Raw genomic sequence first — 20859 nt, forward strand, 5'->3', positions numbered from 1 at the left:
CGCCCGGTCAGGCCATAATCGGCCAACCGGGCGGATGGTTCTGCAGAGTGCTCAGAGTGCGGGGGCGTGCTTACGACGCCGGGCCGGACCCCACGCCTGCGTTCGCGGTTTCGGCGGACGTCTCGGAGGCTGCGGGCACCCCGGCCCGGCCCGGACCGCCCTTGCGGTAGCGCCACACACCGATGCCGACCACCACGGCGGCCAAGGCCACGGAGAGCAGGAGCGACTCGCGGGTGGAATCAAGGATCACCATGCCGATGATGAGCGCCACGATGCTGCCGATCGCCAGCCAGGTGAGGTAGGGGAAGAACCACATCTTCAGCGACAGGTCCTTGGCTGCGGCCCCCATCCGGCGGCGCAGCACCAGCTGAGACGCGGCAATGACCAGCCAGACAAACAGCGCGATGGCACCGGAGGTGTTCACCAGGAACAGGAAGACCGTGTCCGGGGCGATGTAGTTCAATCCCACGGTGATGAAGCCGACCACGGTGGAGGCCAGCACCGCTGCGGCGGGCACGCCGCGCTTGGAGATGCGGGTCCAGGACTTCGGGGCGTCGCCGCGCTGCGAGAGCGAGAACAGCATGCGGCTGGCCGTGTAGAGGCCCGAGTTCAGGCAGGACAGCACCGAGGTCAGCACCACGACGTCCATGATGGTGCCCGCGCCGGGGATGCCGAACAGCTCGATGACCGCGACGTACGGGCTCTTGGCCACGTTGGCGGAGTTCCAGGGGAGCAGCGTGACAACAATCGCGATGGAGCCGATGTAGAAGACGAGGATGCGCCAGACCGTGGACTTCACGGCCTTCTTGACCGCTTCAACCGGGTTTTCGGATTCACCGGCTGCGATCGTGGCGATCTCAGCACCGAAGAACGCGAAGACCACCACGAGGATTCCGGCCAGGACGGCTCCCGGACCGTTGGGCAGGAAACCCCCGTTGCCCGTCAGGTTGCTCAGGCCGGGCGCCGGAACGCCCGGAACCAGGCCGAGGATCGCTGCCACGCCGAAAAGGAGGAACAGGATGATGGCGGTGACCTTGATGGAGGCAAACCAGAACTCGAACTCCCCGTAGGACTTCACCGAGCCCAGGTTGGTCAGCGTGAGCAGGACCATGAGCGCCAGGGCCCAGACCCACTGGTCGATGCCGGGCACCCAGCGGTGCATGATCGCGGCACCGGCCGTTGCTTCAATGCCCAGCACGATGATCCAGAACCACGCGTAGAGCCAGCCGATGCTGAAGCCGGCCCAGCGGCCCAGTGCCTTGTCCGCGTACGTGGAGAAGGATCCGGTTTCGGGGTTCGCCGCGGCCATCTCGCCAAGCATCCGCATGACGAGGATGACCACGATGCCTGCGGCCATATAGGCCAGCAGGATGCCGGGACCGGCCTGCTGGATGGCCGCGCCGGAGCCGACGAACAGGCCGGCGCCGATGACACCGGCAATGGCGATCATCGACAGGTGCCGGGGCTTTAGGGACTTGGACAGTTGTTGGTCAGCGTGCATGGCTGCGCCATCCTCGTTTTGATTGCAGGTTTTGGGGCGGTGGCCGGGCGGCAAAGGCTGAGGCTGTGCCGGGGACCACACTGTGCGTTTCACACTAAGGGAGCCGGAGGCCGATCCGGGCTGTGCAAAGTTACAGTTTACGGCACCCCAAAACAGGCACACTTCCAGCCATGCAGCTCAGAAGGCATCAAAGGTTGCCTGAACGGCACTTTTGTAACCGGGCTGAAATCTGCCACGTGTGCACTAGGCGTGCGCCGCGGCCCCAAAGAACAGCTCAGTCACCCGGGCAAGGCGTTGCGGATCTTCCACGCCGCAAAGCTCCCGGGCCGAGTGCATTGAGAGCAGGGGGACGCCCACGTCCACGGTCCTGATGCCCAGCCGGGTGGCTGTCAGCGGGCCGATGGTGGAACCGCACGGCATCACGTTGTTGGACACAAACTCCTGGTAGGGAATCCCCGCCTCGCCGCACAGCCGCGCCCAGAGCGCAGCCCCGGCAGCGTCGGTGGCGTACCGCTGGTTGGCGTTGATCTTCAGCAGTGGCCCGCCGTTGAGGACAGGGCGGTTGACGGGGTCATGCCGTTCGGCATAGTTGGGATGGACGGCGTGGCCAGCGTCGGCGGAAACACAGAACGACGCCGCGAACGCCTGCCGGCGCTGGCTCGCCGAAGCGCCCAGCCCGTCGGAGATCCGGACCAGAATGTCTTCGAGCACCGGCCCGCACGCCCCCGACCGGGACGCCGAACCGATTTCTTCGTGGTCGAAGGCCGCGAGCACCGCAATCGGCGCGGTTGCCGCGGAAGCCTGCGCGCCGCCGTCGGAAGCGTCAGCGTGCGCGATCAGCGCCGTGATCCCGGCGTGCGTTGCGGAGAGGTTGTCCAGGCGTCCGGAGGCAAAGAACTCACTCCTGACCCCGAAAACCGCGGGCGGCTGCGTGTCCGCAATGACGACGTCGTACCCTCCGATCCGCGCAGGATCAACCTCTTCAGTGCCCCCACCGGACACCCGCTCGGCCAGCACCGCCAGCAGGTCCTCCCCGCCAGGATCGCCGAGCCCGAACACCGGGTTCATGTGCTGCTGCTTGTCGAGGGTGAGGCCTTCATTCACCGCCCGGTCCAGGTGGATGGCCAGCTGCGGAAAGCGCAGCAGCGGGCCGGTGGCCGTCAGGTGCTGCGTGCCGTCGAGCATCACGAGCCGCCCGGCCAGCTGCAGTTCTCGGTCCAGCCACGAGTTCAGCAGCGGTCCGCCGTAAACCTCGACGCCGGCCTGGAGCCAGCCGAGGCGGCCAGTGGTCGGCTTGGGCTTGAGCTTGAACGACGGCGAATCCGTGTGGGCGCCCAGGATGTTGAAGCCGGTGGTGGGCCCGGCATCCCCGGGCGTGACCCAGGCGATGAGCGCACCGTCCCGGATGACGTAGAACTTTCCTGCCGTGGCGTCCCAGGGCTCCAGCTCGTCCAGGCCGGTGAAGCCCGCCTCCGCCAGGCGCCGGGCGCCTTCGTGGGCCGCATGGAAGCTCGACGGCGAGGCGGTGACGTAGTCGCCGAGGTCCCGGATGTGCTCTGCGGCGGAGGAATGGAGAGGCATGGCTCCGAGTCTAGCGCCGCCCTAGATGGTGACGTTGAGCCCTGCCGTGTACCCGCCGGAGACGGCACCGGACATGGTGGCCAGCTGGTAGATGCCGCCGTCCCCGCCGAACACGTTGTCCGACTGCAGTGTGGTGTTGGGGAAGTTCCGGGCGCTGGTTTCGTAGCCCGCGGAGGCGTAGACCTCCCGGCAGGCTGCGTCGGTCAGGGCGATCTGCGAAACGGCAAGCACCTGCCCGGCGGCCTTGGCGTTGTTCATGGACTCGAACACCTCGAAGTGGATGTGCGGCCAGCGGCCGTTATAGGCGCCCGGGTAAATGGTCTTGAACGTGACCTGGCCGCTGGAGTCCGCTTCCTGCACGCCGCGCAGGAAGTTCTCGTTCTCCACGCCCGAATCGTAGAGCGAGTACCTTCCCTCCCTGTCGCAGTGCCAGGCATAGACGGCCGCACCTGCCAGCGGGACGCAGCCGTTGGCGTTGTCGAGCAGGGTCAGCGTGACGGTCAGCGGCACACCGTCCGCTTTCGTGCCGGACGTGCCGAAGCTTGAGGTGATGTCCTGCCGGACCACACCGGAGGCTTCCAGGACGTTCGGTCCGTTGGATCCGTCGCCGGGGAAGGGGCCCGCCGTCTCCTGGGGGATCTCCACGCCGCACTCGGCGATCGCCCGCGTCACTGTGGGGGAAGCGGAAGCCGAGCCGGCAGCGGAAGCCGACGACGGCGGTCCAGACGATGCGGACGATGACCCGCCGGGCGTGCACGCCGCCAGCGCGGCCGCCGTGCCGGCGCCCACGAACATGCCCAGTGAGCGGCGCGACATGAGCGTGGAAAGATCGAATTCGAGCCCGCGGTCATGGTTGGGGTGCGGCTCGCGCCGGGGCTGCTGCCCTTCGGGAAGGCGGGGTGCGGTTGTCATGGCACCATCCAACTCCAGCGGGCTATGGCCTGCATAGAGCCTCCCTGTGCGGACGCTGTGCCTGTTTCGCCGAGGGGCCCGTTTCAGTAGTCGGGATTGCTCGGGGTCACCAGGCCCGTTTCGTACGCGTACACCACGGCCTGGACGCGGTCGCGGAGGTGCAGCTTGGTCAGGATCCGGCGCACGTGGGTCTTCACGGTGGCCTCGGACAGGAAATAGCGGTGTGCGATCTCCGCGTTGGACAGCCCCTCGGACATCGCCTCCAGCATCTCGGTTTCCCGGGGCGTCAGGTCCTCCAGCAACGGGTCGCGCGGAGCAGGAGCCGCTGCCTGCGGGGCCGCCGTGCCCGGACCATCCGATGCGGCGGCAGGTCCGGCCCCGCGGACATACGTTTCAAGTAGCCGCTGCGTGACCCGGGGCGCCACGACGGCGTCCCCGCTCGCCACCACCCGCACGGCCTGGACCAGCTCCGCGGGTGCCACGTCCTTGAGCAGAAAGGCCGAGGCGCCGGCCTGGAGACCGGCGAACGCGTACTCGTCCAGGTCGAAGGTGGTCAGGATGATGATTCTGGCGCGCGAGCCTGAACCTGTGATGGCCCGGGTCGCCTCGATCCCGTCGAGCGTGGGCATCCGGACGTCCATGAGCACGACGTCGGGATCGAGGCGGCCCACCTGGCGGACGGCGTCGGCCCCGTCCGAGGCCTCACCCACCACCTCGAGGCCGTCCTCACCCTCCAGGATGAGCCGGAAACCCATCCGCAGCAACGGCTGGTCGTCCGCCAGCAGGACCCGGAGGCGTCCGGACTCGTTCATTTGTTCCCCCATGTAGCCGTTCCCCATGTAGCCGTTCCCCATGTTGCCGTTTTCCAAGTTGCCGTCCCGCCTGCCAGTCAGCGTGCTGCCGGCGTTGTGCCGGTGTGCATGTTGGTGCCGGTCTGCATGTTGTTGCCGTTCAGCACGCCGCCGTTGAGTGCCAGGACAGCCCGCACGCGCCAGCCACCGCCGGCGGCCGGGCCTGCCTCCACCGTACCGCCGTAGATTCCGGCCCGTTCCTTCATCCCCGTCAGGCCCTGTCCTGTCCCGACCGGTGCGGCCGCAGGACCGCCGCCCGGGCTGCCCCCGCCGGGGGTGGCGGCGTCAACGGTGCCCCGGCCGTCGTCGAGCACTTCAATGGTGACAGTGGAATCCTCGCGCACCACGAGCACGTCCACCCGGCTCAGCGCCCGGCCGTATCGCAGCACGTTGGTCAGCGATTCCTGCACGATCCGGTACACGGTCAGCTGCAAGGCCACGTCCTCCGGGAGTGCCGGGCCGGTGTGCGAGTAATGCACCGGAAGCCCCGCGGCCCGGAAGCCGTCCAGCAGCTTCCCGAAGCTGGCGCCGTCGGCGAGCGGCTCACGGGGCGCGTGGCTGCCGGTCGCCTCATCCCGCAGGACCCCAAGCACCCGGCGCATGTCCGCCAGGGCGGTGCGGCCCGTCCGGGACAGTTCCGCCAGGACCTCCGCAGCGCGTTCCGGATCCCTTCGAACCACGACGGCGGCGCCGTCGGACAGGGCCACCATGACAGTCAGCGAGTGGGCCACGACGTCGTGCATCTCCCGGGCAATCCTGTTGCGCTCGTCGACAGAGCCCAGGCGGGCGGCCTGGGCGGCCCACGCTGCAGTTTCCTGCTCGTGCTCCCTCCGCTGCCGAACGGAGATGCCTATTCCGGTGGCGATGATGTTGGAGAATACGATGCTGGTGCCCGCCGCAATGCTGGTCACGAGGCGGAACTCCTCGGGCGAGGAGGGCGTTCTGGGCAGTTCCCGCTCGAGTGGCCCCACCGCGGCCAGGAAGTACAGCATTGCCAGCGGCGCAGAGGCTACGGCCATCGTGACCAGGGCAAAGCGGCGCGTGTGCACCACGGCCACGGCGTAGAGCGAGAACCACAGCCCTGCCGACACGTTGGATCCCCACGGATGAAGCAGGGTCACACCAACTTCGGCCAACGCGATGAACACCACCACGGCCACTGGGCGCCGGCGCCGCAGGAACAGGGACAGCGCAACGCTGCCGAGCAGCCCGATCGCTGCCCACCTGCCCGCATTTGCGGCGTCCATCACGGTGGGCACCACCAGCACCGCATCGCAGGCCACCACCACGGCATCCATGACGCGCGGACGCCGGTACAGGTAGCGCCGGACCCGGCCCCGCCGTCGGGCAGCAAGCTCGGCAAAGGACGCGTCAGCCGGGGTGGCTGGCGCGTCCTTCACCGGAACGGCATTCATCATGGGCAGAAACCTCGGTGCGGCTAGACGTCCCGTTTCTTCAGCAGGATCATGGCCAGGACCACGGGCACTACCACCCAGCCGCCCAGTACAAGGGCCGCCTGCCAGACTTCGAGCGTGTCCGGAACGTGCTCCACGGCCGTCAGCGGGTTGATCGTGTTGCCGGGAAGGTACTTGCGGGCCTCCTCGAAGAAGTCACCCGGAATGAGCTGGAACGCGATCGGTGCCACGAAGAACAGGCCCACGAGGGACATGATGCCGCCTGCTGAATTCCGGAGCAGAGTGCCGAGTGCCATGCCGATTGCGGCCACCGCGGCCACGTAGGCGCTGGTGACGAGAAGCAGCTTGACGGACTGCGAGCTGGCGAGGTCGAGCTTGAGGTCGAAGTTGCCCAGGATCGGCACCGCCACCAGGCCGGCAATGTAGGTGGACACCGCCGTCAGGACAAAGGCGCTGACGACCACCACCACGAGCTTGGCGACGAACGCCGGCAGCCTCTTGGGTACGGCAGCGAAGGTGGAGCGGGCCATGCCGGTGGTGAACTCCGAGCTCATCAGCAGGACGCCCAAGGAGCCCAGGATCAGCTGCGCGAAGGATACGCCGGAGGTGGGCACCGTGACGGCGAGGTCGCCGCCCTGTGCCGCGATCGCGGCAGCCGCTTCGGGGTCGGAGGCGGCCTGGTCCGCGAACTGGCCGGTTCCCCAGGCGGACAGGGCGCCAAAGCCAACCATGACGACGGCCGTCGAAGCGAGCAGGATGATGGTGGACAGGAGCGTGCGGAACTTGATGAACTCCGAATTCAGGACGCGGAAGAAGCTTGGACCGGGCCCCGGGCCAGCTGCGTTGCGAGTGGCGGCGCGGCCGGGGCCGGCGGCGGGCTGGGTGGAAATCGAGGTGCTCATGGCGTCAGTTGCCTCCGGACTGGGCGGGAACCGGGGCCCCCGTGGTGATCAGCGAGTGGTATTCGACCTCGTCCTTGGTCAGCTCCATGTAGGCCTCTTCGAGGCTCGCCTGGAGCGGGGTGAGTTCGTAGATCAGAACCTGGTTGTCCAGCGCGCTCTGGGCAATCTGACGCGGGTCCAGGCCCGTGACCTCAAGGAGCTCGTGGTCCTGCAGCTCCACCGAGACCCCGGTTCCGGCGAGGACCTGCATGAGCCTGTCGGGCTGGTCGGAGCGCACCCGTGTCCGGCTGTGGCCCTTGCCGGTGATGATGTCCTTGATGGGAGCGTCGGCGATAATCTTTCCGCGGCCGATCACGATCAGATGGTCGGCGGTCAGGGCCATCTCGCTCATCAGGTGGCTGGACAGGAACACCGTGCGCCCCTCGGAGGCCAGGTACTTGACCAGGTTGCGCACCCAGACCACGCCTTCCGGGTCGAGGCCGTTGACGGGTTCGTCCAGGATGATGGTCTGCGGGTCGCCCAGGAGTGCGGCGGCGATGCCCAGCCGCTGGCCCATGCCAAGGGAGAAGCCCTTGACCTTTTTCCGGGCCACGTCCGCGAGGCCCGTCATATCAATGACCTCGTGCACCCGCTTCCGCGGGATGCTGTGCGTGGCGGCCATGGCCAGCAGGTGGTTATACGCTGAGCGGCTGGTGTGGACGGCCTTGGCGTCGAGCAGCGCTCCGATTTCGCGCAGCGGTGCCGCGTGCCGGGCGAACGGGACACCGTTGACAGTGACGGTTCCCGCCGTCGGGGTGTCCAGGCCCATGATCATGCGCATGGTGGTGGACTTTCCGGCCCCATTGGGTCCCAGGAAGCCGGTGACCTGGCCGGCTTGGACGGTGAAACTGACGCCGCCGACGGCGGTTTTGTCGCCGTAGACCTTTGTCAGGCCTTCTGCCTCAATCATGGAAGCTTTCCTTTGCATAGCTGCTGGCGTGCTGTCTGGTGTGCACGTTCCACGCTACCTAGGCCGCCTGCCGAATTCGCCGGTCTCAGGGATGATTCAGGGGCCAATCAGGGTTTCCGGGCGTCATCCGGTGGGATGAGGCCCTCAGCGGTCTTCCCCGGGTGAGTAGTAGCGCAAGGCGGACCGCTTCAGGGTGAACTCGGCGGCGCGGACCCCGGGCATGGCTTCGCCGTCCACCGCAAGCACCATGGGGGCGGTGCCGCACTCCACGCGGACTCGGGTGGCCTCGGCAAGGTGGGTGATCCGGGAGGTCGCCACCGTACCGGTCAGCACGGACCACAGCATGCGCAGCCGGGCGAACGACTCGTCAGCAGTCATCATCCTGACGTCGAGCACGCCGTCGTCCAGCACCGGCCGGACGAGCGGGGCGTGGTCCCGCGGGTAGTAGCGGCCCCGGCCCAGGTACATGATCCAGAGCCTGTGCCGGACGCCGTTGACGATCAGTGTGATCGGCTTCTCCGCGGCGAAGGTCCGGAACATCGCAACGACGCCGGCGAGGGGCTTCCCCAGGGCGGGCTGCAGCTGTTCGCGGCGCCGCACCAAATTCGGGTACAGCCCGATGCTCGCGGTGTTGAGCATGATGAGCTCCACCTTTTCCGGATCGTCCGCCAGTCCGCGTTCCACGGCGACGGCGCCCACGTCAGCCAGCGCCGCTTCGCCGCTTTCCGCTGCGGCTACCGCCTCCACCAGGGAGGGCGTGCCGACGTCACGGGCGAAGTGGTTGAGGGTTCCACCGGCCAGCACCAGCAACGGAAGATCATGCTCGACGGCGGCTGCGGCGGCGGTGCCCACAGTTCCGTCCCCGCCCCACACCCCGAGCGCCCGGATGCCCGGAACGGTTGCTGCCTCCGCCATCCGCTGGGCAACGTCGTCCTCGGGCGCCATGAGAGTTATATGCGCAGACGGGAATACCTCTTTCAGCGCTGCTGCGGTTTCCTCGGTAAAGGACCCGCCGAGGGTGTTCACAGCGATGCTCAGCCCCTCCCCGTTCGGGAGTCTGGCCGCCTCAACCCGACGCCTCGAGGTGGCAGGCATGGGCGGCCGCACCGGCCACCATTTCCTCGTCACAAGCGCTGCGCCGGCTCCGATCGCGGAACCAAACAGCACATCCGATGGCCAGTGGGCGCCTGTATGCACTCTGGAGTATGCGACGCCTGCGGCCACGGGGGCCACGAGGGCTCCGAGCACCGGCTGCACCATTCCGGTGCCCAAGGCGAACGCCACCGCTGAAGCCGAGTGGCCTGACGGCATGGAGGAACTGGTGGGCTGGGGATGAACGAAGCGAAAGACCGGCAAATGCTCAGGCAGGGGCCGGGCGCGCGGAAGCAGTGTTTTGAAGACGAGGTTCGTCACGGCGGAGGCAACACCCTGTGCCAGCAAGCCGTGAACTGCGGCGCGCCTGGTGCGTCCCGGAATGGCAGCGGCCACGGCCGCTACGCCAAACCAGAGCTTTCCCTTGTTGGCCGAAGCCGAGAGCCGCCGGAAAAATGTGTCATGGTGCCCGCCGGGAAAGCCGGAGACGGCCCGCATCAGCGTGCGGTCGAGGGCAGCGACCCAGCCGGGCCCGCGGCGCAGCATTCGTCGCATTTCCCCACCCTACCGCCCGGTACAGCGGTGTGTTCGCGCCACCGGCGATTTCTTTCCGGACGATCATTCCCTGACCGGAAGGGGCTTGGCGGCGCCGGCGAGCAACAGGGCGAGCAGGATGGGAACACCGATGGCCAGCAATGCCAGGCGGATTCCGGTCAGGTCCCCGAGGTAGCCCAGCAGCGGGGGGCCGGCCAGGAAGGCGACGTAGCCAATGGTGGAAACCACCGACACCCTGGCCGCCGCGTGCCGGGGATCGTCCGCGGCGGCCGACATCCCCATCGGAAACGCCAAGGCGGCCCCCACTCCCCACAGAGCAGCGCCAACAGCAGCCAGCCAGAGGTTTCCGGCGAACACGAACAGGCATAGGCCGGCCGCGGCGGCAGCCATGCTTCCCCGGAGCACTGCCACCCGGCCGTACTTGTCGATGACGGTGCCCCCGAAGAAGCGCATGGCGGTCATGGCCAGCACGAAGAGTGCGAAAAGCAGGGCGCCGGTGGACTCGGGGGTCTCCAGGCCGTCCACGGAGGCCTTTGCGATCCAGTCGTTGCCTGCCCCCTCGGTCAGGGTGGCACCGAGGACCACCACGCCTATCAGCAGGGTGCGGCCGTCCCGCCAAGCCGAGGGCCCGCGGGCCGCCTTGGCTTCGCCGTCGGCGGGCTGTTCAGGGGCGGTGTGGGGGAGGAAGTAACGGGGGACAACGAACGTCAGCACGGCTACCGAGACGGCGATGACCAGCAGGTGCTGCGGCAGGCCAACCCCCAGACCGGACAGGCCCGCGCCGATCAGGGCACCCAGGAAGGCTCCGCCGCTGAAGGCCGCGTGGAACTTGGGCATGACCGTCTTGCGGAGCCGGTGCTCGACGTCGGCCCCCTCAACGTTTTGGGACACGTCCCACAGCCCGATGCCGATGCCGAAGAAGAAGAGCGAGGCGGCGGTTCCGGGCACCGACTCAGCGAGCAGTGACGCGGCGATTCCAACGCCTGCCAGCGCCGCCAGGAAGCCGCTGGCCCGGACGGTATTGGCGGTGCCGATCCGGTTGATGACGTGCCCGGCGGTGGGAAGCGCGATCAGCGAACCGACGGCGGTGCACAGCAGAAGGGTCCCCATCTGGCCCGACGAGATGTGCAGGATCTCCGTGACGGCCGGGATGCGGGCTGCCCAGCTCGCAAAGACCAGGCCGTTGGCACCGAAGATGATGAACGTTGCCACGGCGGCGGCGGAGACCTGCCGGCCGGCGAGCTGCTGGGTTGAGGTCATTCGACAACTCTAGCCAACCACCAACGCTCTTAGCGGGCGCGCTCCACCCGCTTCTCGTCCCAGACGGGTTCGGCGGACTCGTACACCTTGCCGTCGGAGCCGAAGACCAGGAAACGGTCAAAGGTGCGCGCGAACCAGCGGTCGTGGGTGACGGCCAGGACCGTGCCCTCGAAGTGGTCGATGGCCCGCTCCAGCGCCTCGGCCGAGTGCAGGTCGAGGTTGTCGGTGGGCTCGTCCAGCAGGAGCAGCGTGGCACCGGAGAGCTGCAGCAGCAGGATCTGGAACCGCGCCTGCTGGCCGCCGGAGAGGGATTCGTATTTCTGCTCGGATTGCCCGGCGAGGCCGTAGCCATCCAGGGCACCGGCGGCGGCTTCGCGGCCCAGGCCGGAACGGTGCTCGTCGCCGCGGTGCAGGATTTCGAGCAACGTGCGGTTCATGAGGTCGGGCCGGACGTGGGTCTGCGCGAAGAACCCGGGACGGATACGGGCGCCAAGCTTCACGGTGCCCTCGTGGGGCACCTCGGCGATTTCGACGTCGGACACCGGAAGGTGTTCCCGCTCCGGATCCGTGCCGCCGGTGGCGAGCAGCCGCAGGAAGTGCGACTTGCCGGAGCCGTTGGAGCCCAGCACGCCCACCCGGTCCCCGAACCAGATCTCGGTGGAGAAGGGCCTCATGAGGCCGGTCAGCTCCAGCTTTTCGGCGACGATGGCGCGCTTGGCGGTGCGGCCGCCCTTGAGCCTCATCTGGACGTTCTGCTCGATGGGCAGGGCTTCGGGCGGGCCGACCTCAAGGAACTTGGCCAGGCGGGTCTGGGCTGCGTGGTAGCGGTTGGCCATGTCCGAGCGGAAGGCGGCCTTGTTCTTGTACATGTTGACGAGTTCCTTGAGCTTTGCGTGCTCCTCGTCCCAGCGCTTCCGCAGCTCCTCGAAGCGCGCGTTACGGTCCGCCCGTGCCTCGACGTAGGACCCGAAACCACCGCCGTGGATCCAGGCCCCGGCCCCGTTGATGCCGGGTTCAAGCGTGACGATGCGGCCGGCGGCGTTGTTCAGCAGCTCCCGGTCGTGGCTGATGAAGAAGACTGTCTTCTTCGATTCGTTGAGCTTGTCCTCGAGCCAGCGCTTTCCCGGGACGTCGAGGTAGTTGTCCGGTTCGTCGAGGAGCAGGAGTTCATCGGGGCCAGCAAAGAGGGCCTCCAGCACCAGGCGCTTCTGCTCGCCGCCGGACAGCGTGGACGCGCGGCGGTGCTGCGCGCGGTCAAAGGGCAGGCCCAGAGCGGCCATGCACACCTCGTCCCAGACGGTTTCGACGTCGTACCCGCCGGCATCTCCCCAGTCGACGATCGCCTGGGCGTACCGCATCTGGCTGGGCTCGTCGTCGTGCTCCATCATGGCCAGCTCCGCCTCATCCACGGCGCGGGCGGCGTCCGCCAGCGCCGGCGGTGCGGCAGATACGAGGAGGTCGCGGACCGTGGAGTCATCCCGGACCTGACCCACGAACTGACGCATGATGCCCATGTTTCCGGAGCGGCCGATCACGCCTTCGTCCGGGGTCAGGTCACCGGAGATGATGCGGAACAGGGTGGTTTTTCCCGTGCCGTTGGGACCGATGAGCGCCGTCTTGGTGCCATCCGGGACCTTGAAGGTCACCCCGTTGAGCAGCTGGGTGCCGTCGGAGAGGAAGTAGTCAATGCCGGAAACGTCAATATGGGCCACCGGCCAATTCTCCCACGCCCCGCCCGCCGGAGTTTTTGTCCAGATATCGTGCCCAAAAGGGCCTGAAGTCGCGACAAGTGGACAAAAACTCCGACTGGGGGTGGATGCGATGTCAGCCGGCGGCGGTCAGGAACTCCTTCAGCAACGGGCCGGAGGTGGTGGCGCCGAGGCCGCCGTCCTCAACGAAAACGGCAACCGCCAGGTCCCCGTGCACGGCGATGATCCAGGCGTGCGTCTTGGGCGGGTTGGCGTTGCCGAACTCAGCGGTTCCCGTTTTGGCGCCCACGGGTTCGCCGGGGACCTCGGCCAGGAACCCGGCGTGGCCGGAAGTCACCACCGCCCGCATCATGTCTGCGAGGGCCGCGGCCTCCGCTTTGGTGACGGGCGTCTGGGCGGTCTTGGCGGGGGCTTCAGCTGTGACGGTCGACGACGGGGCGGAACCTTCCGGGGTCGGCGCCGGGCTGGCCGACGACGTTGCCGGAGCCGTCTCCTCCACCAAGACCGGGGACACGGGCGAGCCCTTGGCCACCGAGCCTGCCATCACGGCTGCTGACAGCGGTGACATCAGCACCCGGCCCTGGCCGATCATTGCTGCCGCGTGTTCGGTACCCTCAGCCTCGCCGGGAACTGAGCCAAGGAACGCCTCGGCGCCCAGCTTCGGAGCCTCCACGGCTACCCCGAGTGAGGTGGCGGCCGACTCGAGCTGGGCCTGGGTGACCTTGTCCCGGGCGGCAATGAAGGCGGTGTTGCAGGAGTGTGCGAAGGCGTCACGCAGGGTCACGGATCCGAGGGAGTCCTTGGGATAGCCCTCGGCGTTCTTGAATTTCCTGCCGTCGACGGTGAGCGTGGGCGTGCATTCAACGGTGGAATCGGGGGTGAACCCGTTTCGCATCATTGCGAGGGAGTCCACCACCTTGAAGGTGGATCCCGGCGCGTACTGGCCGAGCATGGCGGTGTTGTAGCCGTTGCTTCCGGGTCCGGATGCGGCGGCCAGAACCGCTCCCGTGGACGGCCGGATCGCCACGATGGCGGACGCCGGCTTGATGTCGGCCAGGGTGTCCTCGGCGAGCTGCTGCAGCTTCGTGTCGAGGGTGGTCTGCAACGGCGTGCCGGGGACGCCCTGCACCTCAAAGACGGTGCGCCGGGGGTCCGTGGGTGCGGCCTGGATCTCCTCCCGGGTCAGATCGGCGCGCTGCACCCGGACGACGGTGCCGTCCGTGCCGCGGAGCTGGGCGTCGTACTGCTGCTGGAGTCCGCCGGTGCCGATCACGTCACCAGCGGTCAGGGTCCCGTTGGACTTTTCAATTTGCTCGGCGCTGGCTTCGCCTACCGTGCCGAGGACAGCCCGGGCGAAGTTCCGTGTCGGTGCGAGCGGCAGTTCGTCCGGGATGGCCCGGCCCCCCGGAATCGCTTCGATCTCGGCATCGGTCACGGCGCGGTCGCTGGTGTTGCGCAGGGTGATGGCCGGAACGAACGCTTCCGCGCCGGACGCCTCCACCTGCTGCACGTAGGCCGCGGGATCCACGCCCACCAGCTTGGCGAGCTTGGTGGCGGAATCCGCGGCATCGGCGCCGGCCAGCTGTGGCTTGTCAATGCCAACTTTGACCACCGGGCGCAACGTCACGAGCTTCTGGTTGCCGGCACCGAGAATGTCGGCGCGCGGAGACGACTGGGTGGCCTTGCTGAGAATCTCCCCTTCGGCCAGGTTGGGGACGAGTAGCCCGGGCGACCAGACGGTAAGCCACTTGTCCCCGGATTTCCGCAGGTCGGCTGAGACGGTGTACTTCCACTCGCCGGTGGAAATCTTCCAGCTGTAGTTCAGCGGGATGCGGGCGGTGTCCCCGTCGAGCGTCAGCTCGCCCGCTTCGACGGAAGGCTTGGCCGGCGCCAGCGCCTTGAAGACCTGGTTGAGCTGGTCGTTGGCCACCGCCGAGTCGCGGCCGTCGAAGGCCACCGGGCGGAGGTCCAGGCCGGCGACGGCGGAGGCCAGCTGCTTCGCAGCTGCTTCTGCGCCGCCGCGGCCGTCGTCGCAGGCCGCCAGTGAGCCGCTGAGTATGAGACCAGCAAGGACAAGTGAAAGTTTTTTAGTGTTCCCCACCGCGTTATTATCCCCCGGCGGCCGCCCGGCGCGAGCCACGCCACAGCAACACCGTTCTGGCTTGCGGGAGAAACACCGGCTAGAGGCCAAGGGCAGGGACGTCCAGCCCAAATATGTCGTTGAGCGCGTGTTTCGCCGCGTGGTATCCGGGCATGCCGGTGACGCCCGGTCCCGGCGGCGTCGAGGAGGAGCAGAGATATACGCCGCGCGCGGGAGTGCGCCATGGAACGGGCGAGACGACCGGACGCTGGATCAGGCCCCGGGGATCCAGGAGGCCGGCGCTGAAGTCGCCGCCGACGTAGTTCTCGTTGTAGGCAGCCAACTCGGCCGCCGTCGTCACCTTGTGCCGCACCACCAGGTCACGGAACCCGGGCGCGAAGCGTTCCAGCTGGTCCATGACGGCCTGGCCCATGTCCGCCGTGGACCCCGCAGGGACATGGCAGTAGGTCCAGAGGATATGTCTGCCCTGCGGCGCGCGGCCGGCATCGACGACTGATGGCTGCGAAACCAGGACGTAGGGACGCTCCGGATGCCGGCCCTGGGACACGGCGTTCTCCGCCTGGGCCATCTCCGCCCGTGTGCCCCCCACGTGCACCGTTCCGGCCCCTGCCAGTTCCGCAGCGGTCCACGGCACGGGCCCGGACAGGATGAAGTCCACTTTGCACGCACCGTTGCCGAACCGGAAGGACTCCAGCGTGCGGCGGTAGGAGGCGGGCAGGCGGCTGCCGGCGATGCGTGAGAGGGCGGGAGGCGCAACGTCCAGCAGCACCGCCTTCGCCGGCTCGAGCTCCGCCAGCGACGTTACGCGGAATCCCGTCTGCAGGACGCCGCCGTGGGCTTCGATGTCTGTGGCCATCGCTTCGGCGATCGCAGACGATCCGCCCACTGGAATGGGCCAGCCCCCGCTGTGCGCCAAAGCGTTGAGTAACAGGCCGGCCCCCGCCCCGGACAGTGACGGCAGGCGCCCCACGACGTGGGCTGCCACACCGCTGACAAGGGCGGGCGCCCGATCCTCCCGGAACCGTAAATTCCACGTCGGGGATCCCTGCTCAAGGGTCCGCAGACCCAGAACGGCGGCGGCCAGCGGGTGGCCGGGAACCCTCAGCAGCTGGTCCGACGTGGTCTGCACAATCCCGTCAATGTGCCGCACCAGCGGAGCGACGAGCCTGCGGTAGGCGCGGCCGTCCCGGCCCAACTCGTCGGCGGTGCGGTCGAGCGACCGGTACGCCAGGGCCGAGCGGCCACCGTGCAACGGGGAGCCGAACTGCACCGGCGGAAGCCGCAGGTCCACCCGCCGCGCCAGTTCGAAGGCCCGGAAAAAGGGCGAGGCGAGCGCCATGGGGTGAACGGCGGAGCAGACGTCGTGCCAATGCCCTTCCTCTATGACCTGGGACGTCCGGGATCCCCCGCCGAGCTGGTCCGCGGCCTCATGCACATGCACTTTGAGTCCCGCCCGCGCCATGACGACGGCGGCGGCGAGTCCGTTAGGTCCGGAACCAACGACGGCGACGTCAGGCATCACGGTCCACCGTCCGCCACGGAACGAGAGACGCGGAGGGACGGAGCAGATCGATCCGCAGCCTGTCCGGTGCGTTGTCGAAGGGACCGCCCTGTGGGTCGTCCATCGCGTGCCGCCGGATCGGATCGTAGCGGGGGTCCCAGATGTCCCAGGCGACCCGCAGCATGAGATATGCAGTTGCGAGCATATGGGCGACGACGGCCAGGACGTAGTAGGGCATGTCGATGTTGTGCTGTGATACGCCGCCGCTGGTCACTTGGCCAAGATACATCCAGATGGCGGCCCAGTGCAGCCCCTCGATGCCCTGCCAGACCAGGAAGTCACGCCACTTCGGCCGGGCGAGGGCGAGCAGCGGCACCAGCCACAGGACAAACTGGGGTGAGTAGACCTTGTTGGTGAGGATGAAGGCCGCCACGATCAGGAAGGTCAGCTGCGCAATCCGCGGCCGTTGCGGGGCGGTCAGGGCCAGGACCGCAATGAGGACGCACGCAAGCAGGAACACATTCAGGGCCAGCGTGTTGATGGCCTCCGGAGTAAGGAGCGCCCAGCGCACCCGCCCGGCCACCAGGTTGTATGCGAACCAGGGCGAGCTGTAGCCGGCGGGACGGTCCTGCGTGAACTCGAAGAAGTACTTCCAGCCGGCCGGGTCCCGCGCGGCAATGGGCAGGTTGACGGCGAGCCAGGCCGCAGCGGCGGACGCTGCCGGGACCAGGAAGGCCCGGATCTTCCCTGTGCGCAGGGCCAGCAGGAAGATGGCGCCGAAGACAAGGACGGGATAGAGCTTGGTGGCAGTCCCCAGGCCGATCAGGACGCCGGCCAGGACCAGCCGCTCCCGGGAGAGGAAGTACATGCCGAGGGCCAGCATTGCCACAGCCCACATGTCCCAGTTGATCACTCCGGCGAGGACGATGCCCGGAGCCAGGGCCACCATGGCCGCGTCCCAGGGCCGCCGGCGGACAACGCGGGCCGTGGCCAGCACGGTGACAATCCAGACGGCGGCGATCAGGGTGGCGTTGACATCGAAGTAGCCGAGGATGCGGGCGTCGGTGACTCCCTCGCCGGGCACGAGGCGGGCCGTGATGCCGGCAATCAGGCCCATCAGGACCGGATACTCGAAAAAGGCGTCCGGTGTGAAAAACGGAAAGGCTCCGTCGCCCAGGCCCCGGTTGCGGAACAGTTCCGGGAAGTCCGAATAGCAGGTCGCGTAGAACTGTGACGGCGTCTCCCAGCCGTTCACCCGGCAGTAATCCTTGACGGCGATCGCAGCGAGGGCGGCGAGCACGGTCAGGATGATCAGCACGCGTTCCACTGTGAAGAAGCCGGGCGCGACCACCCCAGGGGCAGACCGCTGGCCCAGGGGCCCTCCGATGAGCTCGGTGAAGTTGTGCAGGAGCCGGTCGCTGCGGCTCGGCACCACCAGGCGCGCGAGCTTTCGATCGGGCGGCGGCTGTGTCTCCTGCATGGTCTCGAGCTTACCGGTGGGTCCCTGGCCTGCGGTTCAGCGCATACTGCTCGTCTGCTGATGCATGAGCACGTAGACGTCCTCCCGGTTCTGGTCCAGCAGCCGGCCGTCGAACTGTGATTGCTGGACAGATGCTGCATCGGCGCCGGAAAGGCCGGCGTCACCGCTGGAACCACGGTCGGAGAGAACCTCCTGTAGTTTGCGGAGCATAGTTTTTCACCTCCCTTCAGAAAGTGATGAAAAGAATCCGGGCACGGCAATTAGAGCCATTCGGGATGCAAAGAAATGGCCGTAAAAAGGCAAAGAAATGCCCGGTAAGGAAATGGAATGCGAAAAAGCGGCATTGGCCCACGAAACGGCAGCGCGGCAAGCCCAACAGGAAGCAGGGTTCCGAATTATGGGGGAGCTGCGCAACCGCGTGGTTCCGCTACGGCAGACCGCCGGGGGTCAGAGTTTCTGGGAAAGCGGCAGATTTTCCTGCCACTGGCCCGCCTGCCCGCCCATCACATGTGGGAGGGCGGCAGGGCCGTCAGAATTATGCTCGGGCGAGTCCGTGACGAGGGCGCGGGTCAGCAATGAAGGCCGGGAACGCGGCAATGGTCATCTTCCATCCGCTAGTCAAAGTAATCATTTTCCCAACCTCCTTTTCTGCTCTGCCGGTGCCGGCTGCTTGGCCGGACAACGTGCGCCGTGACCCTGGCGGATCGCTCTGGGGTCTGGAATAAAAGTACACCAGGAATCATCTGGTTGACTACTTATTTTCCGAAAATTCGAAAAACAAATGCAAAAGGCGCTTTTTACAGGCCCCAGCGGACAATGGCGGGTGTTCTTTTGTCCCAGCCCAGGGTGCAAACTTTTGCTGTTCCCAGAATGAAGTGCCGTCCCTCTTCAGGTTCGAGTTCGAGCCAGCGGGCGGTGAGGATGCGGGAAAAGTGGCCATGGGCCACAATCAGGACATTGTCCAGCCCTGACTCCAGGACCCGGGCCACGATCTTGTCTGCCCGGGCAGCCACATCATGCAGCTTCTCGCCGTTGGGAACCCCGTGCGTCCAGATCAGGTAGTCAGGGTTGTCCTTGCGGATCAGGTCCGAGCTGATGCCCTCATAGTCGCCGTAGTCCCATTCCACGGCCAGCGGTTCGTGGACGGCATCCGGAAAACCGGCGAGTTCCGCGGTGCGCCGGGCGCGGCGCAGCGGAGAGGTCAGGACCAGATCAAAATCAACGCTGTCGAGGATCCTGCGCGCCTCGACCGCCTGCTGCTCGCCCTCCACCGTCAGGGGCAGGTCCGTCAGCCCGGTGTATTGGCCACTCTTGGACCATTCAGTTTCACCGTGCCGCAGGATCCAGAGCTGGGGTCGGGCGATGTTGGCGGCGTTCACTTGGACTCCTCGGTTAGGGAAGATTCGACGTCGGCGGGAGAGTCGGGGGACTCAGATGTCGCAAGGGCAACGGCTTCGGGCTGCTCAGCCCACCAGGCCCGGAGCCGGGACTCGGCGTCGGCAGGGTCCAGCGGGCCGTTTTCCATCCGTTCCTCCAGCAGGAACTTGTACGCCCTGCCCACGACGGGCCCGGGCTTGAGGTCCAGCAGGGCCATGATTTCGGCGCCGTTCAGGTCCGGACGGACCGCGTCCAGGGATTCCTGCTCGCGGAGGGCCGCAATCCGGGATTCGAGGTCATCGTAGGCAAAGGACAGCCGGTCAGCTTTGCGCTGGTTGCGGGTGGTGACGTCGGAGCGGGTGAGGCGGTGCAGGCGCTCCAGCAGGGGCCCGGCGTCAGTCACGTAACGGCGCACAGCCGAGTCGGTCCAGCCGGCATCGCCGTAGCCGTAGAAACGCATGTGCAGTTCCACGAGGCGGGCCACCGCCTTGATGGTGTCGTTGTCGAAGCGCAGGCTTTTCATCCGCTTCGTCGTCAGTTTGGACCCCACCATGTCGTGGTGGCGGAAGCTGACCGCACCGCCCGGTTCGAACCGGCGCGTAGCCGGCTTCCCGACGTCGTGCATCAGCGCCGCAAACCTGAGGACAAAGTCAGGGCCGGGGACGGCACCGTCGGAATCAGTCTCCAGCGCAGCTGCCTGCTCCAGGACCTGGAGGGAGTGCTGGTAGACGTCCTTGTGGCGGTGGTGTTCGTCTGCTTCGAGCCGGAGCGCGGACACCTCGGGGAGCACGAACTCGGCGAGGCCGGTGTCCACCAGCAGGTCGATGCCCACGCGGGGATGCTGCCCGCACACGAGTTTGACCAGTTCATCGCGGACGCGCTCGGCCGAGATAATGCTGATCCGCTCGGCCATCCGGGTCATGGCGACGCGGACGTCGTCCCGCACGGACACCCCCAGCTGGGATGCAAACCGCGCGGCCCGCATCATCCGCAGGGGATCGTCGGAGAAGGATGCCTCGGGAGCGCCCGGGGTGGCCAACACGGAGGCGTGCAGGTCGCGGACTCCGCCGAAAGGGTCCACCAGTTCCAGCGAAGGCAGCCGCAGGGCCATGGCGTTGATGGTGAAGTCGCGGCGCAGCAGGTCGTCCGTGAGGGAGGAACCAAAGGCCACCACGGGTTTCCGGGACTCGGGGTCGTAGGCTTCGGCACGGTAGGTGGTGATTTCGATCTGGAAGCCGGCCTTGCGCATGCCGATGGTTCCGAAGGCGCGGCCGATCTCCCAGAAGTTGTCCGCCCACTTCTTGATCAGCGCCACGGTCTGGTCCGGCGTCGCATCCGTCGTGAAATCGAGGTCGGGGGAGGCGCGGCCCAGGAAGAGGTCCCGGACCGGGCCGCCGACGAGCGACAGTTCATGACCGGCGTCCACGAACCGCTGCCCGAGCTCCAGCACCACCGGGTCCACCTGGAAGTCAACGGTGTGAAGATCAGTCTTTTGATGTGCGTGCGCCATAGTTACTTAAGCTTGTCAGAAAACCAACCCCCACCGCACCAAATCCCGTCATTGTGCGACGGCGCCGGCAAAGCCCGTCACATGCAGTCCACCCGGAAGCCATGTCCCGGTCATCACGGCGGGGCAAGAGTCGTTAGAGTGGACTGCATGGCCCATCCAGTAC

16 protein-coding genes are annotated in these 20859 nt (G+C 67.3%); all 16 read right to left on the reverse strand.

What is annotated here, in order from left to right; genetic code table 11:
* Positions 1–70: 70 nt before the first annotated feature.
* Positions 71–1501 (reverse strand): amino acid permease, encoded by a 1431-nt coding sequence (locus LFT45_RS22150; protein WP_236805914.1) that lies wholly within the window; start codon positions 1499–1501, stop codon positions 71–73.
* A gap of 243 nt (positions 1502–1744) precedes the next feature.
* Positions 1745–3082, reverse strand: coding sequence for a M18 family aminopeptidase (locus LFT45_RS22155; protein ID WP_236805915.1), 1338 nt, complete (start codon positions 3080–3082; stop codon positions 1745–1747).
* A gap of 21 nt (positions 3083–3103) precedes the next feature.
* Entirely contained in the window at positions 3104–3994 is an 891-nt protein-coding gene (locus LFT45_RS22160; RefSeq protein ID WP_236805916.1) for an intradiol ring-cleavage dioxygenase, read from the reverse strand.
* Positions 3995–4077: 83 nt separating this feature from the next.
* Positions 4078–4806, reverse strand: coding sequence for a response regulator (locus LFT45_RS22165; RefSeq protein ID WP_236809471.1), 729 nt, complete (start codon positions 4804–4806; stop codon positions 4078–4080).
* A gap of 77 nt (positions 4807–4883) precedes the next feature.
* Positions 4884–6263 carry a sensor histidine kinase gene (locus tag LFT45_RS22170; RefSeq protein WP_236805917.1) on the reverse strand — a complete coding sequence of 460 codons (1380 nt, stop codon included), beginning with the start codon at positions 6261–6263 and terminating at the stop codon, positions 4884–4886.
* 20 nt (positions 6264–6283) lie between these two features.
* Positions 6284–7162: an ABC transporter permease gene (locus LFT45_RS22175; RefSeq protein ID WP_236805918.1), complete on the reverse strand. Its 879-nt coding sequence runs from the start codon at positions 7160–7162 to the stop codon at positions 6284–6286.
* 4 nt (positions 7163–7166) lie between these two features.
* A complete protein-coding gene (locus LFT45_RS22180) occupies positions 7167–8111 on the reverse strand; it encodes an ABC transporter ATP-binding protein (RefSeq protein ID WP_236805919.1) in 945 nt (314 codons plus the stop codon).
* 144 nt (positions 8112–8255) lie between these two features.
* Complete coding sequence (locus LFT45_RS22185) at positions 8256–9758, reverse strand: bifunctional phosphatase PAP2/diacylglycerol kinase family protein (RefSeq protein WP_236805920.1); 1503 nt, start codon at positions 9756–9758, stop codon at positions 8256–8258.
* A gap of 63 nt (positions 9759–9821) precedes the next feature.
* The gene (locus tag LFT45_RS22190) at positions 9822–11018 is read right to left on the reverse strand and encodes an MFS transporter (RefSeq protein ID WP_236805921.1); all 1197 of its coding nucleotides are present in this window, start codon (positions 11016–11018) and stop codon (positions 9822–9824) included.
* A 29-nt stretch (positions 11019–11047) separates the two neighbouring features.
* Positions 11048–12730 carry an ABC-F family ATP-binding cassette domain-containing protein gene (locus LFT45_RS22195; protein ID WP_236805922.1) on the reverse strand — a complete coding sequence of 561 codons (1683 nt, stop codon included), beginning with the start codon at positions 12728–12730 and terminating at the stop codon, positions 11048–11050.
* Positions 12731–12842: 112 nt separating this feature from the next.
* On the reverse strand, positions 12843–14828 hold the full coding sequence (locus tag LFT45_RS22200) for a penicillin-binding transpeptidase domain-containing protein (protein WP_236805923.1): 1986 nt from the start codon (positions 14826–14828) through the stop codon (positions 12843–12845).
* Positions 14829–14907: 79 nt separating this feature from the next.
* Positions 14908–16347, reverse strand: coding sequence for a phytoene desaturase family protein (locus LFT45_RS22205; RefSeq protein WP_236805924.1), 1440 nt, complete (start codon positions 16345–16347; stop codon positions 14908–14910).
* On the reverse strand, positions 16340–17809 hold the full coding sequence (locus LFT45_RS22210; RefSeq protein WP_236805925.1) for a glycosyltransferase family 87 protein: 1470 nt from the start codon (positions 17807–17809) through the stop codon (positions 16340–16342). The genes LFT45_RS22205 and LFT45_RS22210 overlap by 8 nt, the downstream gene beginning before the upstream one ends.
* A 36-nt stretch (positions 17810–17845) precedes the next feature.
* Entirely contained in the window at positions 17846–18019 is a 174-nt protein-coding gene (locus tag LFT45_RS22215) for a hypothetical protein (protein WP_236805926.1), read from the reverse strand.
* 587 nt (positions 18020–18606) lie between these two features.
* On the reverse strand, positions 18607–19188 hold the full coding sequence (locus LFT45_RS22220) for a histidine phosphatase family protein (protein ID WP_102972578.1): 582 nt from the start codon (positions 19186–19188) through the stop codon (positions 18607–18609).
* On the reverse strand, positions 19185–20696 hold the full coding sequence (locus tag LFT45_RS22225; RefSeq protein ID WP_236805927.1) for a CCA tRNA nucleotidyltransferase: 1512 nt from the start codon (positions 20694–20696) through the stop codon (positions 19185–19187). The genes LFT45_RS22220 and LFT45_RS22225 overlap by 4 nt, the downstream gene beginning before the upstream one ends.
* Between the last annotated feature and the right edge of the window lie 163 nt (positions 20697–20859).

Origin of the sequence: Arthrobacter sp. FW305-BF8 (assembly GCF_021789315.1) — a bacterium.
GTDB lineage: Bacteria > Actinomycetota > Actinomycetes > Actinomycetales > Micrococcaceae > Arthrobacter.

Bases quoted from the DNA above. Each gene is read 5' to 3' on its own strand.
- LFT45_RS22190 (WP_236805921.1), bottom strand. From the start codon at position 11,018: ATGACCTCAACCCAGCAGCTCGCCGGCCGGCAGGTCTCCGCCGCCGCC.
- LFT45_RS22180 (WP_236805919.1), bottom strand. From the start codon at position 8,111: ATGATTGAGGCAGAAGGCCTGACAAAGGTCTACGGCGACAAAACCGCC.
- LFT45_RS22175 (WP_236805918.1), bottom strand. From the start codon at position 7,162: ATGAGCACCTCGATTTCCACCCAGCCCGCCGCCGGCCCCGGCCGCGCC.
- LFT45_RS22160 (WP_236805916.1), bottom strand. From the start codon at position 3,994: ATGACAACCGCACCCCGCCTTCCCGAAGGGCAGCAGCCCCGGCGCGAG.
- LFT45_RS22185 (WP_236805920.1), bottom strand. From the start codon at position 9,758: ATGCGACGAATGCTGCGCCGCGGGCCCGGCTGGGTCGCTGCCCTCGAC.
- LFT45_RS22170 (WP_236805917.1), bottom strand. From the start codon at position 6,263: ATGATGAATGCCGTTCCGGTGAAGGACGCGCCAGCCACCCCGGCTGAC.
- LFT45_RS22205 (WP_236805924.1), bottom strand. From the start codon at position 16,347: ATGCCTGACGTCGCCGTCGTTGGTTCCGGACCTAACGGACTCGCCGCC.
- LFT45_RS22215 (WP_236805926.1), bottom strand. From the start codon at position 18,019: ATGCTCCGCAAACTACAGGAGGTTCTCTCCGACCGTGGTTCCAGCGGT.
- LFT45_RS22225 (WP_236805927.1), bottom strand. From the start codon at position 20,696: ATGGCGCACGCACATCAAAAGACTGATCTTCACACCGTTGACTTCCAG.
- LFT45_RS22150 (WP_236805914.1), bottom strand. From the start codon at position 1,501: ATGCACGCTGACCAACAACTGTCCAAGTCCCTAAAGCCCCGGCACCTG.
- LFT45_RS22210 (WP_236805925.1), bottom strand. From the start codon at position 17,809: ATGCAGGAGACACAGCCGCCGCCCGATCGAAAGCTCGCGCGCCTGGTG.
- LFT45_RS22155 (WP_236805915.1), bottom strand. From the start codon at position 3,082: ATGCCTCTCCATTCCTCCGCCGCAGAGCACATCCGGGACCTCGGCGAC.
- LFT45_RS22165 (WP_236809471.1), bottom strand. From the start codon at position 4,806: ATGAACGAGTCCGGACGCCTCCGGGTCCTGCTGGCGGACGACCAGCCG.